We start from the raw sequence: 18,391 nt of genomic DNA on the forward strand, positions 1-18,391 counted from the left end.
GTCGTCGGCCACCGGCAACGTCTTGGTGCCTTGACGGCCATCTTCCGTTGTACCTTAGCGTGACCTAACAACACGGCCACCCCTTGTTCGCTCACGGACAGCGTCGGGTATTGACCCCCACCCTGGTTGAGGTAACCACTGGCCACCAAAAAATCAATGAATTCATTAATATGAGACTGGGTCTGACTACTCATGAGGCCATAGGTAGCAGATCATTAAGGTGCAACTCCCGGACGCGGGCCGTCTTGGCCCCCGTGAGCACTTGCGCTACCAACGACTTACCGAAGCGTTCACGCATGCGCTTGACGCAACTAAGTACCTTTTGTGCGTCCACCGTGACGTCCTGGAACGCGCGGTCGTCGAGACAGTTTCCACACCGGCCACACGGCTCGGTCCCGGTCTGACCAAAGTAGCGCAGGATAAACTGTTGCAGGCAGTCCTGCGTATTGGCATACTGCTGCATTTCGTGAAGTTTGCGATATTCATTTTGCTTGAACTCTTCGTCCATGTCCGACTGGTCGATAAAAAAACCGGCGGATCTGTAGGTCACTGGCCTTAAAAAGTAAAATTGCTTCGCTAGGCAGGCCATCCCGTCCGGCACGACCAGCCTCCTGGTAATACGACTCCAAGTCACCAGGGACCTGGGCGTGGATCACGAAGCGCACGTTACTCTTGTCGATGCCCATCCCAAACGCGTTGGTTGCCACCATCACCTGCTTCCGGTCAAACAACCAGTCTTCCTGGTTGGTGGCCCGTTCGGTTTCGCTCAGCCCGGCGTGGTAGTAAGTGACCGAGATGTCATGAGCATCTAACAAATGATAGAGGCGTTCTACCTCTTTGCGCGTGCTGGCGTAGATAATTCCCGATTGATCGTTGTTCAGTTTTAGATACTCCAAGAGGTAGGTATCCTTGTTTTGGTCCTTGATAACACGAAAACTCAAGTTATCGCGGGCAAAGCCGGTGTTCACCTCGTTGGCGGTGGGAATGTTCAACCGTTCGCGAATGTCCGCCGCGACTTTGCGTGTTGCCGTCGCCGTCAGGGCAATCACCACGGGGTGGGACGGCAGCTGGGCGATGGTTTCGGTCAACGTCAGGTAACTGGGGCGAAAATCGTGGCCCCACTGCGAAATACAGTGCGCTTCGTCCACGGCGACCATGCTAACGTTTAGCCCAGCCAGTTCGTTGAAAAAGTGGTCCGAATCGAGCCGCTCCGGTGCGATGTACAGCAATTTAACGTCACCACGCGCAGCCATCGCAAACCGGTGGTCGATCTCCGGGCAGGACAGTGAACTGTTGATGTAAGTGGCCGCGATTCCTTCCTGGTTTAGGGCGTCGACCTGGTCCTTCATTAACGCGATTAGGGGCGAAACCACGACCGTGATTCCCGGCATAAGCAAAGCCGGAATCTGGTAGCACAATGATTTGCCGCCGCCAGTAGCATGACGGCCAAGGCGTTTTCGCCGTTCAGCAGGTGTTGGATAACCTCCTCCTGCCCAGGGCGGAAGGACGAGTACCCAAATTTCTCTTTTAACGCCGCTAAGGCATTTTGTATATTCAACTTCTGTGACTCCCCTCTTGTTTTCCGGATTCTATTGTAGCAGAGAGCAGCGGTCCGCGGGTAACGTCGCAGTGCGCCAATACCGCCAGCGTGTTCAACTCCGGATGTGAACAGTGGGCGGCAGGTATCCGGACCGGCTACCTGCTACGTGCAACCAAGTGTTGCTACCGTGATTAGTTACCATTGCTGATGAACCAACGCCATTTTTCCCTCGGGCAAGCAATTGCCTGCTGAATCGTGCCCAATGACCACAAAATCCGTGCGTGCCCATACCAATTACTCGCTCCAGACCAACCCGTCAATTTTCTCTACCTAACCGTTAAATTTCGTCAAAAATGGCGTTCAAACGGCTATTAACGCTGAATCTACCGTGTAAATAAAATAATTTTTGAAGCGCACCCCGCCAACTGCTAGTTATGATTATCGTGTCATAACTTTGCAGCCACTAGTGGAAAGGTTGGTGACTCCTCTGCGTTCTAGGCTTGCACCCATCGGCGATAAGTGCCCAACGCCAATCAATTTTCGGCAAACTCGTTACCCCATGTTCTTTAAACGGCGGATGCAACCGTTTCCGGTCCAGTCATAAAAATCAAGTCTATTATTTGCCTTATACTCACCCGTATAATTAGGTTATACAAGAAAGGAGGTGACCCAATGGACGCAAAGGAAGCTAAGGACAAAGTCGCCGGCACGGTTAAAGAACAAACCGGTAAGCTGACCGGTAACGAAACCCTGGAAGCTAAGGGCAAGGCCCAAAAGTTGCGTGGTAAAGCGCGCGGTAAAGCCGATGACCTGAAGGAAAAGGGTGCCAGCAAGCTGAATGACACTGTCGACGCGGTCACTGACGACCACGACGACCGCTAACCCCGAGGAGGTATAACCATGATGGTAAAACCGCAAGCCCGCGATCAGCCACACCGCCCGTCTACGACCGGTCAGTTGCCCGGCAATGCGCCAACTGCCTGGGCACACCGCCACCTACGTCACGCCCGGGGCTAGGCACTTACCCTAACGAAACGTTACACCCCACGGACGGCAACCAGGACGGTGGCTCACACCGGTACGCACCAGCAGGGTAGCAGATGCCCTGCCCTAATAACTTCTTCTAATCACTTCTAACTTCTTCTAATTTTTCTGTGTCTCACCAAGACACAATTTTTCTCGACGCGTACGCCCCAACGTACGCGTTTTTGGGTGCAGCAACCATTCACTACCAAAAGGGTGCGCAACCGTCCCAAACCAGTACCCAACCACTAACGGATGGGGTATTCTAAACGTTGGATACATACTAATTGCAGCTCATGATAATCTGGGGGATATGTACATGAAAAAGCAGCGGATTTTTACTGGGATGGCCGTACTCACCGCGGTCACTTTACTAGCGGCGTGCGGCCATAAGCGCCAGCAACAAGCCAAATCTCACCAACAAACGGTTAACCGAATGGTGCGGGATGTGCTCACCTCAATGGACCCAGCGCAAGCGCCTGATAACGTGTCGATGCAAACTTTGACTGACACCATGGCGGGTCTCTACCGCTACCATGCAACCGGCTCCAACCAGACATGGCGGCGCACCGGGCCACCGTCAGCGCTGACCACAAGACCTACACCTTCCATTTGCGGCGCAACGCCCGCTGGAGCGATGGTCACCCCGTCACCGCTAGCGACTTTGTGTACGCATGGCGCCGGGCCGTGAACCCCGCCACTAAGTCTGAATATGCTTATGTCTTCAGTGGCATCAAGAATGCGGACGCCATCATGACTGGTGCCGCACAGCCCAATCAGTTAGGGGTCACCGCACGTGACGAGCACACGCTGCAAGTGACGCTTGACCACGTTATCCCCTACTTTGAACCGCTGATGACCCTCAACGTTTTCGACCCCATTGAGGCTAGTGCTGTCCGCAAAGCCGGGGCGGGATTCGGGACCACGTCGCACCACCTCACTTTTAACGGTCCCTACCGCCTCGAACGGTGGACCAACGCCAGCAATAGTTGGACGGAAGTAAAAAAATTCTGATTACTGGAACGCCCAGCGTGTTCACGTCAAGAAGATTCACGTGCAGGTCGTCAAGGACACGGCTACGGCGGTCAATCTGTTTCAGGCGGGCAAGCTGGACGATGCAATCATCGCCGGTGATACCGCGTCACAAATGGTCAACGACCAGGCCTACAACGCGGTGAAACTCCAACGGTCATACTTCCTGGAGATGAACCAGCAACAAGTGCCCGCTCTCCGCAACCAAAAGGTCCGTCAAGCACTGTCACTGGCCATTAACCGCCACCAGTACCTGCAAAAAGTGCTCAGTGACGGTTCCACGCGCATCAACACCGTTGTCCCGGTAGGTCTCTTTACTAACAGTCAAACCGGTGCCGACTTTGCCACCTCCTCCGGCCGGGCCGTACGTCAGTACACCGCCTATGACCGCCAGCAAGCCCAGCGCCTCATGCGTACCGGCTCAAGGAAGTTGGCATTAACCGGTTCAGCTTCACGCTGACTGCCGACGACACGGACGCCGGTAAGAACACCCTTGAATACCTACAGGGTGTCTGGAGCAAAACTTTTCCGCAGGTAACGGTGCGCGCAAAGTCGGTGCCGGCCAAAACCCGGCTCGACCTGGGCCGTAAACACAACTTTGACGTGTTACTAGCCACCTGGGGCGCCGATTTTCCGGATGCGATTACCTATCTAGACCTCTTTACCTCCCACAACGCCAACAATGATGGCCAGTGGTCTAACCCGACGTACGACCGCCTCATCGCCGCTTCTAAAACAACGGATGTGACCAGCGTGAGTCGCCGGTGGCAGGATCTGACCCAGGCCAACCAGATCCTGACCCGGGACATGGGCATCATCCCCCTGTATCAGGCCGGTGAGGCCCACCTGACGCGCTCCAGTATTCGGGGATTACATTACAGCCCTAACAACCTGATTGACTTTGTGGGCGTCACCAATAAGTAAACTCCCCCTAAACGAATAGGCATCATCACCATGTGCGTCGTCAAATGATGCGTTGGTGATGATGCCTATTTTGTTGTTATAGTGCCCGCGTGGTAAAGGTCTGCGCCTCTTTGACCCGCAAAATTGCGTCGGCGGTATCCAGTGCCGTCAGCAACGGGGTCCCGTGGAGTACTGCCGCCTCGCGGATACGAAAAGCATCGGCCGCCGCATCATGGTTCGTGCCCACGGTGTTGATCACCACCTGAATATCACCGCGAATGATGCGCGTCAAAATGTCATCGTCACCCGCGCCAATTTTGGCCACCGCACTGACTGGTAGACCGTGGTCAGTCAGAAATTGGGCAGTCCCGGGCGTGGCTTGGAGGTAGTAGCCTAACGCGTGGAAGCGCTGCGCCAATCCCAAGGCCTCGGGTTTCTCCGCGTCCGCAATCGTAAACAGCACGGTCCCGTGATCGGGTACGTTAACCTTCGCCGCGGCAAAGGCCTTGTACAACGCCTTGTCGAGCGTGGTGTCGCTACCCATGACCTCACCAGTAGACTTCATCTCGGGACCCAACAAGCTATCGACGCCCGCGAGTTTGTTGAAGGAGAACACGGGGGCCTTCACGTGCACCAAGCCAGTCGTTGGCTGGAGGCCTGGCTGGAAACCCTGAGCACGGATGCTTTGGCCCAGAATTGCCAAGGTTGCCACCTGGGCCATGGGGATGCCCGTCACTTTACTCAAAAATGGTACCGTGCGGCTAGCCCGGGGGTTGACCTCAATGACGTCCACCTGCTCATCGTGGACAATAAATTGAATGTTCATCATCCCCACTGTGTGCAGACGTTGCGCTAATTCGGTCCCCCGCTGACAAATCTGGTCAATCACCGCCTGACTAAAATTCTGTGGCGGGTAAACCGCCATTGAGTCACCAGAGTGCACCCCGGCCCGTTCAATGTGTTCCATAATACCAGGGATCAGTACGTCCTGGCCGTCCGCGATGACGTCAATTTCGCACTCCTGCCCCGCCTGATAGTGGTCCACCAATACGGGGTGTTCATGGGAAACGCGCACCGCCGTCCGCATGTAGCGCTGCAGTTCCGCGTCGTTGTGGACGATTTCCATGGCGCGGCCGCCCAACACGTAGCTAGGCCGAATGAGGGCCGGATACCCAATTTTGTGGGCCACGGTTAAGGCCCCAGCCGTCGTAGTGGCTGTGGCGCCTGCTGGCTGCGGAATACCCAGTTCGCGGACGATTTGATCAAACTCGTCCCGGTCCTCCGCACGGTCGAGGTCCTGCACGCTGGTTCCGAGAATTTTCACGCCCGCCTGGGCCAACGGGGCCGCCAGGTTAATGGCCGTCTGCCCACCAAACTGCACGATAACCCCGACCGGTTGCTCCAGATCAATCACGTTCAGCACGTCTTCAACCGTCAACGGTTCAAAGTAGAGCTTATCGGCGGTCGAAAAATCCGTGGACACGTTTCCGGGTTGTTGTTCATGATGATGGCTTCATAACCGGCTTTTTGGATGGCGTGCACGGAATGCACGGTTGCGTAATCGAACTCCACCCCCTGGCCGATACGGATGGTCCGGACCCCAGCACCAAAACCGCGGGACGCCCATCCGGATGGCTTTCATTTTCATCCTCATATGTGGCGTAAAAATACGGCGTGGTGGAGGCAAATTCAGCCGCGCAAGTGTCGACCATCTTGTAGACTGGATGCAGCCCGGCTGCCAGGCGCTGTTGGCGAATCGCGTGGGCGGATTGATGCCATAGTTGCCCAATCTCCCAGTCGGTAAAGCCATTCCGCTTAGCCAGCCACAACGTGTCCTGATCACCAACGTGTTGCCGCAACGCCGTTTCAATTGCGATAATGTGGGCGACTTTGTCGACAAAAAATTCATCAATCCCGGTCAGTTCACTAACCTCGGCAATTGTGTAACCGCGGCGCAACGCCGTCGCTAGGTAGAACAACCGGTTGTCCCGCGCGTGAATCAATTGTTCACTCAGTTCATCCTCGCTCACGTTAGCCAGCGCTGGATCGTCCAGGTGGGGCAGGCCAATTTCAAGCGACCGGACCGCTTTGAGGAGCGATTCTTCAAAGTTGCGCCCGATGGCCATGACCTCCCCCGTGGCCTTCATTTGCGTGCCTAAGTGACGATCGGCCTGCTTAAATTTATCGAACGGCCAGCGCGGAATCTTGGTGACCACGTAGTCCAGCGCCGGCTCAAATTCCGCATAAGTAGTCTTAGTGACCGGATTTTTGATTTCATCCAGGTTCAACCCCACGGCAATTTTGGCCGCAATTTTAGCAATTGGGTACCCCGTCGCCTTCGACGCTAACGCTGACGACCGGGATACCCGGGGGTTAACTTCAATAATGAAGTAGTGCTCGCTGTGGGGATCTAACGCCAGTTGCACGTTACAGCCACCCTCGATATGTAGGGCCTGAATGATGCGCAACGAGGCGTCCCGCAGCATTTGGTTCTCCCGGTCCGAGAGCGTTTGCACGGGGGCCGTGACGATTGAATCGCCCGTATGAATACCCACCGGGTCGATGTTCTCCATGTTGCAAACCACCAGCGCGTTACCTGCATGATCCCGCATCACTTCATATTCGATTTCTTTGTAACCCGCAATGCTTTTTTTCAATCAGCGCCTGGGTAATGGGCGACAACTTGAGGGCATTAGCACAAATCTCGGTCAGTTCAGTGGAGTTGGCACACATGCCCCCACCAGTACCGCCCATTGTAAATGCGGGCCGCACGATGACCGGATAACCAATTTGTTGGGCAAAGTCCAGGGCCGATTGCACTGTGGAGACCGTTTGCGAAGCCGGAACCGGTTCCCCCAGTTTCTGCATCAATTCTTTGAACTGCTCCCGGTCCTCGGCCTGGTCAATGGCCGTCAGCTTGGTGCCTAACAACTCGATATGCAACTCATCAAGAATTCCGGACTGGTTCAATTCCATCGCCATGTTGAGTCCCTGTTGGCCCCCTAACGTCGGCAGGATGGCTTCAGGGCGCTCCTTGCGCAAAATCTGGCTGACGAACTCAAGCGTAATGGGTTCAATGTAAACGTGATCCGCCACTTCTTTGTCAGTCATGATGGTGGCGGGATTGGAGTTTACGAGCACCGTTTCGTAGCCTTCTTCGCGCAACGACAGGCACGCCTGTGTCCCCGAATAGTCAAACTCTGCGGCCTGGCCGATAATGATGGGACCCGACCCAATAACCATAATTTTATGAATATCTGTGCGTTTGGGCATGTGAACCTCCTATGTGCAGATTAATTTATTACTGACCAACCGCGATGGTGGCCACGACCTAACTCACGCTGGCTGATCCGCACCGTGGATGCTGCTTTCAATCATCGCGGCAAACTCATCAAAGCACCCCACCGCATCGTGCGGGCCGGGGGTCGCGTCAGGATGGAATTGGACGGAAAACGCCGGCAGATTCCGGTGACGCAACCCTTCGACCGTTCCGTCATTGATCTCCACGTAGGTTTGGATCAGCTGGGTACTGGCTAACGAGTCAGCGGCCACCGCGTACCCATGATTCTGGGCGGTAAAGAAGGTCTGCCCCGTAGCTACTTCACGAACAGGATGGTTAAACCCGCGGTGCCCAAACCGGAGCTTTTCTGTCCGGGCCCCATTAGCCAAGCAAAAAGTTGGTGCCCCAAACAAATGCCCATTAGCGGAATACGTGCCATTTCAACGGCCTGAATCATCGGTAAAGCGTACCCGACATCTTCTGGGTCACCGGGGCCGTTAGATAGCAGTACCCCATCGGGATGCAACGCCAAAATAGTGGCCGCGGTCGTAGTCGGCGGAACCACCGTTACTTGGAAATGCCGGGCCGCTAATTCCCGTAAGATGCTGTCCTTGAACCCAAAGTCGACGACGACCACGCGCCGTCCCGTGTTGGGACTGGTGTACGCCTGCTTAATGGCCACTTGCTGCACCTGGTCGTGCGGCAACGCCAGTTGTTGCACCTGTGCGACGGTATCGGCAGTAACCGTATCCGTCAGCAGCCCCTTCATGGTGCCCTCCTCCCGGATAATACGGGTCAACCGCCGCGTATCGATGCCAGCCAGCCCGGGGATGTCATGCTGCCGCAAAAACTCGGGTAAACTTTGCTCGTTGTGCCAATGACTCGGGTGCCGGGCCACCTCACGGACGATCACCCCCTGACAACTGGGCGCTAACGACTCGCTGGTTGCCACGTTCATGCCGTAATTGCCAATGAGCGGATAGGTAAAGGTGATAATTTGACCGGCATAGGATGGGTCGGTAATGGTCTCCTGGTAGCCGGTCATCCCCGTGTTGAACACGACCTCACCGGCTTTGCTAGTTGCGGCCCCAAAGGCCTCACCGGTAAACACCGTGCCATCCGCCAAAACTAGGTAACGCTTCATGCCTGGACCCCCTCACGTGCATAAACCAGCTTGCCCGCCACGATGGTGGCCACCGTAGCACCGTAGACCGTCCAGCCCAAGAATGGGGAATTGTGTCCGCGGGAATAAAAGTCCGCCGCCTTCACCGTGTACGGGTGCTCAACATCAAAGACGCTCAGGTCCGCCGCCGCTCCTGGCACCAACTGGCCCACGGGCAACCCGAAGGCCGCGGCCGGCGCACTACTCATCCACCGAACTAACTGGGTCAGGGTAAACGGTGCGTCCTGCCCCCGCACTAGGCGGGTGTACAGTGTGCTAAACGCCGTTTCGGAACCCACAATGCCGTTCGGTGCGCGCAACAAGCCCTGCGCCTTCTCCGCCGCCGTGTGGGGGGCGTGGTCCGTAGCGATACAGTCGATGGTGCCGTCCAGTAACCCCGCAATCAGGGCCTGCTGATCACGCATGGTCCGTAACGGTGGGTTCATCTTGTAGTTCACGGCATCCGGACCATCCGGGATGTCGTTGTCGGTCAATAGCAAGTGGTGGGGCGTAACTTCTGCCGTGACGTTGACCCCTGCGGCTTTGGCACGGCGAATCAAGTCGACCCCCGTCGCCGTCAACACGTGACAAACGTGGTAATGTACCCCAGTGGCCTGAGCTAATGCCAAATCCCGTGCCAGCTGCGCCGTTTCGACCACGTGGTACACGCCGGGTACGCCCAGGGCTTGGGCACGAGGACCAGCATTGAGCACGCCGCCATTCTTCAGGCCGTCATCCTCCACGTGGGCGGCCAGCGGCAATCCCGCCTTGGCGGCTCCGCGCATCGCCGCGTACATGGTGGCCGCATCCTGAATGCCGCTACCGTCATTGGACACGGCGAAAGCGCCTGCCTGGGCAACCGCGTCAAAGTCGACGAGCTGACCGGCTGCGCGGTTGCGCGTAATGCTGGCGTACTGGTACACGCGAACGTGACCTTCACGACAATTCCGCCCCCGTAAAGCCGCAACGCTATCAGCATCGTCGGGTACTGGTGTGACGTTGGGCATTGCACCCACCGTGGTGAAGCCCCCGTGGGCAGCAGCATGGTGCCAGTGCCGATGGTTTCCTTAGCCGTTGCGCCCGGATCACGCAGGTGTACGTGGAGGTCAACGAGGCCTGGCGTGACGACTTTGCCCGTACATTCAAGCACCCGATCCTCAGTACCGACGGGTAGGTGGACCCCCATAGCGCTGATTCGCCCGTCCGCTACCCGGATGTCCATGGTCACCAGCCGTTTACCCAGCACCACGCGACCGTTTTGTAATATGTAACTCATGCCTCAAGACCTCCCAAATGGTTTGCCCGCAACACCGCTTCAATCATCGCCATCCGCATAAACACACCGTTCTGCATTTGCTGCACGTAGCGTGATTGTGGTCCTTCGACCAATTCACTAGCAAGTTCCACGTCCCGGTTAACTGGCCCCGGGTGCATGATGATGGCGTGCGGCTGCATTAGCTGGGCTCGACTTAGCGTCAAGCCGTAGTGCTCGTGGTAGGCCGCGCCACTTAAATCGTTGGTATCATGACGCTCCCGCTGAATGCGTAACAACATCACCACGTCGACGGTGGGCAGGATGCTATCGAGGTCCACCCAGGTGCCAAGGCGGTCAAACTGGTGGTCATACCACTCGGCGGGACCAGCAAAGAAGACCTGGGCGCCTAACCGCTGCAGAATTTCCGCATTCGACCGGGCGACCCGTGAATGGGCAATGTCACCGCAAATGACGACCCGCAAGCCATCAAAGTAACCAAATTCTTCGCTAATGGTCATGAGGTCCAGCATGCTTTGTGACGGGTGCTCACCCGACCCGTCACCCGCGTTGATCAACGCTAGGTCCAGGTCACCAGCCGCTAGCAACGGCGCATAATACTGGTCTTCCGGGTGCCGAATGACCGCCAGGTTGACGCCCAGGGCCGCCATCGTGAGCAACGTGTCATGAAGCGATTCACCTTTGCTGACGGAACTAGCCGCCGGGTTAAACGCCAGCTGGGTCAAGCCCAACTTAGTCTCAGCCATTTCGAAGCTGGTATGGGTGCGCGTGCTATGTTCAAAAAAAAGCATTGACCACGTACACGGGCTGCGTTAAATGCAGTTGTGCGCCCGCCTTGTATGCTTCGGCACGGGCAATCAGCGCGTGCACCTCGTCAGGCGTGACGTCCACCATACTGGTAAAATCGCGCTGTTGTGTCATCATCATATGCTTACCTCCTGTGGGTAGTGGTGGTTGGTGGAACTGAAAGGAGTTGTGGGGCCAAACCGGACCGTAATGCAACTGTGGCGTACCGCGGTGGTATCCCGCACAGGCGCTACTCGCCGGTATGAGGCTGAGCTGCACCCCGCAGAAAGTGGCCATATAATGTTTTCTAACTAAAGGCCCAAACGCAGCCTTTCAACCAGTACACCGGGCGCTATCGCTTCCTAAACGGATTGCCACGCCCGCCACAAAAAAAAGAGCCCACTCCTTCCAGAGTGCGCCCATGCAGTCAGGCCGTACCAACGGCCACCACCACAATTCTGGCTCTCTCTGGAGTCAATTAAATTGTCTGGATCAACTATATTTGTTCAATTGTAATGCCGTCGTGGTCGTCCACCTCTGTGACCGCCACGGCAATTTGTTCCTTGGTTGAGGTGGGTACGTTCTTGCCCACGATGTCAGCGCGAATCGGTAACTCCCGGTGCCCACGGTCAACCAGTACCGCCAGCATGATGCGTTGCGGCCGCCCGTGGGCAACCAGAGCATCCATCGCGGCCCGAGCCGTCCGCCCAGTAAACAACACATCGTCAATCAGGACGACGGTTTTATCATCGATATCAACCGGCAAGTCAGCACCATGCACCGTAGCCTGCTCGCGGTGGCCAATTGCGTGATGGTCATCGCGGTACAACGTAATGTCCAGGGTGCCTACGGGAACGTCCTCACCCTCTAGTTGCTTGATTCGTGCCGCAATCCGTTGGGCTAAATAAATGCCCCGCGTCTTAATGCCCACAAGCACGGTGTCCTGCAACCCCTTGTTCTTCTCGATAATTTCGTAAGTCATCCGCGTCAAGACCCGCTGCATCCCCAGCGCATCGACTAGCTGCTTTGCCATGTCTGCCTCCTTTAGTTCACCCGGTCAAAAAAAATGCCCACCACCGCGAGGGTGATAGGCATTCTGCGCCTGACCAAAGACTGCCAGCGCCGACTCCTTTTCAGCCTCGCGGGACTGATTTTAAAGGACCTGTTCTGATTGGTTACAGGATAGCGGTTTTAACCGGGAATTGCAAGCTCATACTGGGGATGAAATTTGGCGACCACGTTTGCATCTCGCTGCCACCACTGCCGACCAGAGAGCTTATTTCCCGCGCGTATTCTCGTCCTTCACCTTCAACAGTGACATGAACGCTTCCTGGGGCACATCCACGGAACCAACGGCCTTCATACGCTTCTTACCCCGCTTCTGCTTTTCCAACAACTTGGCCCGCCGGTCGGGATCCCCCGTGTGGATCCGCGCCGTCACGTCCTTGCGGTACGCCTTCACCGTCGACCGCGCAATGACTTTGGTACCAATGCGGCCTGAATGGGTACGTCAAACAGTTGCCGCGGAATGGTTTCCTTGAGCTGTGACACCACGCCGCGGCCGCGTTCGTAAGCAAAGTCACGGTGGACAATCGTGCTCAGCGCGTCAACTGGGTCGCCGTTCAACAGGATATCCATCTTGACCAGGTCGCTCGCCCGGTAGCCAATCACGTCGTAGTCCAGGCTGGCGTAGCCCTTGGTACTACTCTTGAGGTCGTCAAAAAAAATCGTAGATGATTTCTGACAACGGCATGTGGTAAATAATGTTCACGCGGTACTTATCCAGGTAGTCCATCGTGACAAATTCGCCCCGCTTACGCTGACATAGCTCCATCACGGGTCCGACGTAGTCATTTGGTACCATGATCTCAGCCTTCACGTATGGTTCCTGAATTTCTTTGATCTCGCTGGCATCGGGCATTGCCGCCGGGTTGTCGATCGTTTCCTCACTACCATCCGTTTTGACGATGTGGTAGTCCACGGACGGTGCCGTCATGATGAGGTCGAGGTTAAACTCCCGCTCCAGTCGTTCTTGCACCACGTCCATGTGCAGAAGCCCTAGGAAGCCCACCCGGAAACCAAAGCCGAGGGCCTGACTGTTTTCGGGTTCAAATTCCAGCGACGCGTCGTTCAACTGCAACTTCTCCAAGGCATCCCGTAAATCACCAAACTTGGCGTTATCAACCGGGAACACCCCGGAATAAACCATCGGCTGAATCTGGCGGTAGCCTTCAACGGCTCCGCCGCCGGGTTATCCGCTGAGGTCACGGTGTCACCCACCGCGTGTCCTGAATGGTCTTGATGGCCGCGGTAATGTACCCAACATCCCCCGCCATCAGGGCGTCACGCTTCACCGCTTTAGGCGACATGACACCGACTTCGGTTACTTCGAAAGTTTTGCCATTACTCATTAACTGAATATGGTCCCCGACTTTAACCGACCCGTCGTGTACCCGGACGTTCAGTACCACACCCCGGTATGCATCATAGACCGAGTCAAAAATCAAAGCCTTCAACGGTGCGGCGACGTCCCCGCTCGGCGCTGGGATGTCCGTCACGATGTGTTCCAGAATGTTCTCCACACCTAAACCGGTCTTAGCGCTGGCCAACAGCGCGTCGTCACCGTCCAGGCCGATCATGTCCTCAAGTTCTTGACGTACCATGTCCGGTTGTGCACTCGGCAGGTCGACCTTGTTGATAATAGGCACGATTTCCAAATCATCGTCCAACGCTAAGTAAGTGTTAGCCAACGTTTGGGCCTGCACACCCTGCGAGGCATCCACCAGCAGGAGTGCCCCCTCACAGGCCGCTAGGCTCCGGCTGACTTCATACGTGAAGTCCACGTGCCCCGGTGTGTCGATCAGGTGGAAAATGAAGTCCTCACCATTCTTGGCGTGGTAGGTCAGCTCCACGGCGTTCAGCTTGATGGTAATCCCGCGTTCACGCTCCAACGGCATGTCATCCAGCACCTGCGCCTGCATATCCCGTTCCGAAACCGTATCGGTCATTTCCAGAATGCGGTCCGCCAGCGTGCTCTTGCCGTGATCAATGTGGGCAATGATGGAAAAGTTGCGGATGTGCTTTTGCCGCTCGCGCATTTCGTCGATATTCATATATTCGTTCCCGCTTTCTGTTCTAGTGCATCACTGTAGACCATTATAACAAAGTTATGTGGTAGCGTGGGGGCCCAGCACGGAGCCCCCTACTACGTTTAATGGTGTTGCCGGGGTACCTCACCCAGCATGCCACCAAATGCACCCACCACCGTTGGGTAATAACTCTCGCCGGCGGATGAAAATGGTGTCAGTTAAGCAACCTTGTCCTTGGTTTTAAGGTACTAGAACCTTGCTCAAGCGCAACGCTAACAACCAAAACGCGCGGTGCCAACCCACTGAGAGGTGGCACCGCGCGTTAACATCATTTTAGTGTTCCGCCTGGTTAATATCCCGCAAAACTTGCGCCGTATCGAATTGTTCCTGCCGGAAACTGGCATCGGTGGTCGGCAAGTGCAACTGAAAGTCGCTGAACTCCTGGATAAACAGGGTGGCGTTACCCACCTGGGCATCCAGCACGTGACCACCAAACTGCCGGTCCGCGCTCAAAAAGTGCAGGTGAAACCCGGGTGACGTAGCGCCACCATACAATGCCGGTGAGTAGTAACCGGACAGCGTCCCCTCCACGTGTTCAGCATTAAAGATTGACTGGGTCGCGGCCGTGGCAGCCAACGTGGCAAAAGGCGGGGTCGTACGGCCGCGTACCGCGCGTGTTTGCACGTGGGCAAAGGTGCCGACTAGCCGCACAGCGTAAAAGATATTTTGTGTCCCCACGGCGGCTGCGATCTGGTCGCACAGCGCCGCGTAGTCCAGACCCGTGAGTGTGGCCACCTGGTGGTCATCCTGAAAGTGAACGTTAGCAAACGGCACCCGTTCGTCAGCGTCCACCTCACGGACGGCGCCATCCGCATTCACTTGGTACACGTGCCCGGCCCGCATGATGAGTTCACCATTGAGGCCGGTCAACGTGCCAATGCCCGTGTCGCCGTGGTGCATCAGCTCCCCCACCGTTTGAGTGCCCGCCAATAAGCCGGGGACCAGGAGGGCCAGCGTGCCGTGTTGGTAAAGCGTCTGGGTATCATGAGTCAAAATTACACACTCCCTTTGGGTAAAGTTCAACGTATCAGTCTTAGTATAGCTGATCCTTCAGAATGCTTTGCCCCAGTTCTTCACTGTCGCTATAATCAACTGGAATATCCACGACTACAGGCCCATCACTGGCAAAGGCTTCATCCAGCACGCACCCGAGGTCAGCTGGCCGTTCCACCCGGAGGCCCTTGGCACCAAAGCTTTCGGCATACTTTACAAAGTCCACCGGCCCAAAGTTGACGCCGGCAGCTTGCCCGTACTTCATTTCTTCCTGGAATTTGACCATGTCGTAATGGCCGTCATTCCAGATGATGTGTACCAGGTTGGAGTGCAACCGGACCGCTGTCTCCAGCTCCTGACCGGAAAACAGGAAACCACCATCACCCGACACCGAAACGACCTTGTGGTCCGGTCGTAGCAGGCTCGCCGCAATGCCCCACGCAAGGCCACACCCAGCGTCTGCATCCCGTTACTGAAGAGCAGGTGCCGCGGCTGATAACTCCGGAAGTGCCGCGCCATCCAAATATAGTGAGTCCCGACATCGACCGTCACGGTCATATCGTCGTCCACCCGCTCCTGCAAGGCCCGAATGATGCTCAATGGGTGCACGAGCGTCGCATCCGGTGCCTGTGCCGGTGGTTCATCGCGCTGCTGGATGCGCTGTTGTTCATAGTCGAGGAATCGCTTGGCGCCCGGCACTACGTGGTAGCCACGCATCAACGGTATCAGCAAGTCTAGCGTCTGCGCAATGTCGCCGATCAGCTCCGTTTCGGGCTGGAAGTGGGTATCGATTTCGGACGGCAACGAGTCAATGTTTACGATACGCGCGTCCGCGGCGGCATTCCAGTTACGGGGTTCATACTCAATTGGGTCGTAACCAATCGTGACGACCAGGTCACTTTGCTGCAACAGCTCGTCACCAGGTTGGTTGCGGAACAAACCCACCCGACCAAAGAAATTGTCGATTTGTTCGTGACTAATGATTCCGGCGCTTGGAACGTCTCAACCACTGGCAATTCGCTCACGGCCAGCAGGTCGCGAATGGCCCGTGTCACGTCAGCTGATGAGGCACGCATGCCCACCAACAGCACCGGCAATTCAGCCTCCTTGATGGCGCGAGCAAGCGTCGTCATCTCACTCAGCGAGGCGGGCCCCAACTTAGGCGCCGCCAAGCGTTTGATTGGTGCCGTCTTCACCGGACTGTCAGTGACATCCTGGGGCACCGACACAAAGCTGGCTCCCTGCTTGCCGGATGCCGCCGCGCGGTAAGCATTCGCAATCGTCTCACTAGTGTTTTCAGGGTCTTGAACCTCCACGGAGTACTTGGTGATGGGCTCAAAGACGGGCGCGTTGCGCATACTTTGGTGTGTCAAGCGTTGTAGGTCGCCCCGCTGCACCTGACCCGAAATAGCTAACACGGGGTCTCCTTCGGCCGTGGCGGTAACCAAACCCGTCGCCAGGTTGGACGCGCCGGGGCCGGAAGTGGTCAGCACCACGCCGGGCTTGCCGGTGATGCGCCCAATGGCGGCGGCCATAAAGGCGGCGTTCTGCTCATGGCGCGCAACGATTAATTTAGGTGCTTGGGGGTTTACGGGGTGCTCTAACCGCTCAAACACCCGGTCAATCTTCGCGCCAGGGATACCAAAAACGTACTTGACGTCATGGTTCACCAAGCTATCAACAATCATATCCGCGCCGTAACGGGGCTGCTTTTCTTCTGTCATGGATAGACCTCACAATCTCTTTGCTTATCTTTTGTAAGTAACTCGCTATTAATACTACACTGATTAAGCTGAGAACGCTACCCATTTCGTCAAAAAAAGACACAGACAAATTTTAGCCGGGTCTGATGACGAGTCTGAGCAATTGTTTATGTTCGTGGTGTCCGCCGGCTGCCTCTTCCAAAAGCTCGCTTTTTGCCGTGTCGGGCGGGATCAAAAAAGGTGCGTGCAACTTCCCGCTGCACACACCTTGAATCGTACTACTTGTTAAACGCATCCCGGAACTTATCAAACAAATTACTCTCGTGTGGCTTCACCTTGTCGCCACTCGCGGCAGCGTACGCCATCAAGGCATCCCGTTGCTTCTGATTCAGTTTCTTCGGCGTCCGGATCTTAACCGTCACGATTTCGTCACCAGTGCCACCACCATTCAGGCGTGGGGCACCCTTGCCACGGAGGCGAATCTTCGTCTCGGTCTGGGTGCCCGCTGGCACCTTCAACTGCACGGGTCCGTGCACAGTGTCGGCTTTGACCTCGTCACCCAAGGCCGCCTGAGCAAAGGAGATATCCAGATTCATCAGGATATCGGCGCCGTCACGCACGTACTTCTTGCTAGGCTGGACACGGAAGACCACGTACAGGTCACCAAATGCCGCGCCGTTCTGGCCGGCATCACCAGCGCCATCCAGACGCATTTGCTGACCATCATCGACCCCAGCTGGTACCTTCACGTCAATACTGTGACGCTCCTGCTCCACACCAGTGCCGCGGCAATTCGTGCACTTGTCCTTGATTTCCTTACCAGTACCGCCACAGACATCACAGGTCTCACGGGACTGCATGGTCCCCAGCATCGTTTGCCGAGTGACCGTGATAAAGCCTGCACCGTGACACTTGCTACACGTTTGCGGCTGGGCACCGTTCTTAGCCCCAGTACCGTTGCAGACGTGGCACCGCCCCTGACGGTTGTAACTAATGTTTTCTGACTTACCAAAGACAGCCTCTTCAAACTTCAAGTCCATCCGGTACTGCAGGTCAGCCCCGCGACGTTGACGCGCCTGAGTGGCCGCACCCTGGGCGCCACCACCGAAGAACGAACTGAAAATGTCATCAAAACCACCAAAGCCGCCGCCATCAAACCCACTGTAGGTCTGACCGCCAGCACCACCGCCAAAGCCCTGGGGACCGTCGGCGCTACCATACTGGTCGTACGCGGCCTTCTTCTGCTTGTCAGACAAGACGGAGTAAGCTTCGTTGATCTGCTTAAACTTTTCTTCAGCGCCCGGTTCGTGGTTGATATCTGGGTGGTACTTCTTAGACATCTTCCGGTACGCCTTACGAATTTCATCTTCACTGGCGTCCCGGCTAACACCTAAAATCTCGTAGTAATCTTTATCAGCCATCTTTGCCTCCCCAAAATCGGGTTTCCAAATTCTAGTAATACATACCCATCTAATTTAACACAGGTACAACCATAGCAAAAGACCAAGGCCCGCCATGAGCGGCCTTGGCCCGTTTTGCCACGTTAA

8 protein-coding genes and 7 pseudogenes are annotated in these 18,391 nt (G+C 56.1%); 4 read left to right on the plus strand and 11 right to left on the minus strand.

Going from position 1 to position 18,391, the window contains the following annotated elements; translation table 11 throughout:
• Window positions 1-83: 83 nt before the first annotated feature.
• Window positions 84-589: pseudogene (locus tag JCM13996_RS12265) on the minus strand (RQC domain-containing protein); the annotation flags it as partial.
• The gene (locus tag JCM13996_RS12270) at window positions 483-1,418 is read right to left on the minus strand and encodes a RecQ family ATP-dependent DNA helicase (protein ID WP_263848843.1); all 936 of its coding nucleotides are present in this window, start codon (window positions 1,416-1,418) and stop codon (window positions 483-485) included. The pseudogene JCM13996_RS12265 and the gene JCM13996_RS12270, both read right to left, overlap by 107 nt.
• Before the next feature lie 794 nt (window positions 1,419-2,212).
• Between JCM13996_RS12270 and JCM13996_RS02560 the strand changes: the two genes are divergently transcribed.
• The 4 genes from JCM13996_RS02560 to JCM13996_RS02575 all read left to right on the plus strand — a co-directional run bounded on the left by JCM13996_RS02560 (window position 2,213) and on the right by JCM13996_RS02575 (window position 4,519).
• Window positions 2,213-2,422 (plus strand): CsbD family protein, encoded by a 210-nt coding sequence (locus JCM13996_RS02560; RefSeq protein ID WP_054749471.1) that lies wholly within the window; start codon window positions 2,213-2,215, stop codon window positions 2,420-2,422.
• A 699-nt stretch (window positions 2,423-3,121) separates the two neighbouring features.
• Window positions 3,122-3,577: an ABC transporter substrate-binding protein gene (locus JCM13996_RS12275; RefSeq protein ID WP_054749472.1), complete on the plus strand. Its 456-nt coding sequence runs from the start codon at window positions 3,122-3,124 to the stop codon at window positions 3,575-3,577.
• A gap of 40 nt (window positions 3,578-3,617) precedes the next feature.
• Window positions 3,618-4,055 (plus strand): ABC transporter substrate-binding protein, encoded by a 438-nt coding sequence (locus tag JCM13996_RS12280; RefSeq protein ID WP_054749473.1) that lies wholly within the window; start codon window positions 3,618-3,620, stop codon window positions 4,053-4,055.
• Between the two features lie 80 nt (window positions 4,056-4,135).
• Complete coding sequence (locus JCM13996_RS02575) at window positions 4,136-4,519, plus strand: periplasmic substrate-binding domain-containing protein (RefSeq protein ID WP_054749474.1); 384 nt, start codon at window positions 4,136-4,138, stop codon at window positions 4,517-4,519.
• 76 nt (window positions 4,520-4,595) lie between these two features.
• Here the strand turns inward: JCM13996_RS02575 and carB are convergent.
• The 9 genes and pseudogenes from carB to dnaJ form a co-directional block, all read right to left on the minus strand.
• A pseudogene (carB, locus tag JCM13996_RS02580) lies at window positions 4,596-7,771 on the minus strand (carbamoyl-phosphate synthase large subunit).
• Between the two features lie 63 nt (window positions 7,772-7,834).
• Window positions 7,835-8,922, minus strand: a pseudogene (locus tag JCM13996_RS02585) (carbamoyl phosphate synthase small subunit).
• A pseudogene (gene pyrC, locus JCM13996_RS02590) lies at window positions 8,919-10,216 on the minus strand (dihydroorotase). Before pyrC ends, JCM13996_RS02585 begins: the two co-directional pseudogenes overlap by 4 nt.
• A pseudogene (locus JCM13996_RS02595) lies at window positions 10,213-11,134 on the minus strand (aspartate carbamoyltransferase catalytic subunit). The pseudogenes pyrC and JCM13996_RS02595 overlap by 4 nt, the downstream one beginning before the upstream one ends.
• A gap of 361 nt (window positions 11,135-11,495) precedes the next feature.
• On the minus strand, window positions 11,496-12,032 hold the full coding sequence (gene pyrR, locus JCM13996_RS02600; protein WP_054749475.1) for a bifunctional pyr operon transcriptional regulator/uracil phosphoribosyltransferase PyrR: 537 nt from the start codon (window positions 12,030-12,032) through the stop codon (window positions 11,496-11,498).
• A 243-nt stretch (window positions 12,033-12,275) separates the two neighbouring features.
• Window positions 12,276-14,112 (minus strand): annotated as a pseudogene (gene lepA, locus JCM13996_RS02605) (translation elongation factor 4).
• A 309-nt stretch (window positions 14,113-14,421) separates the two neighbouring features.
• The gene (gene budA, locus JCM13996_RS02610; RefSeq protein WP_054749476.1) at window positions 14,422-15,141 is read right to left on the minus strand and encodes an acetolactate decarboxylase; all 720 of its coding nucleotides are present in this window, start codon (window positions 15,139-15,141) and stop codon (window positions 14,422-14,424) included.
• 40 nt (window positions 15,142-15,181) lie between these two features.
• Window positions 15,182-16,865, minus strand: a pseudogene (alsS, locus tag JCM13996_RS02615) (acetolactate synthase AlsS).
• Between the two features lie 257 nt (window positions 16,866-17,122).
• Entirely contained in the window at window positions 17,123-18,265 is a 1,143-nt protein-coding gene (dnaJ, locus tag JCM13996_RS02620) for a molecular chaperone DnaJ (protein WP_054749477.1), read from the minus strand.
• Window positions 18,266-18,391 lie beyond the last annotated feature (126 nt).

Source organism: Lacticaseibacillus thailandensis DSM 22698 = JCM 13996, assembly GCF_001312865.1.
In the GTDB taxonomy this organism is placed as follows: domain Bacteria; phylum Bacillota; class Bacilli; order Lactobacillales; family Lactobacillaceae; genus Lacticaseibacillus; species Lacticaseibacillus thailandensis.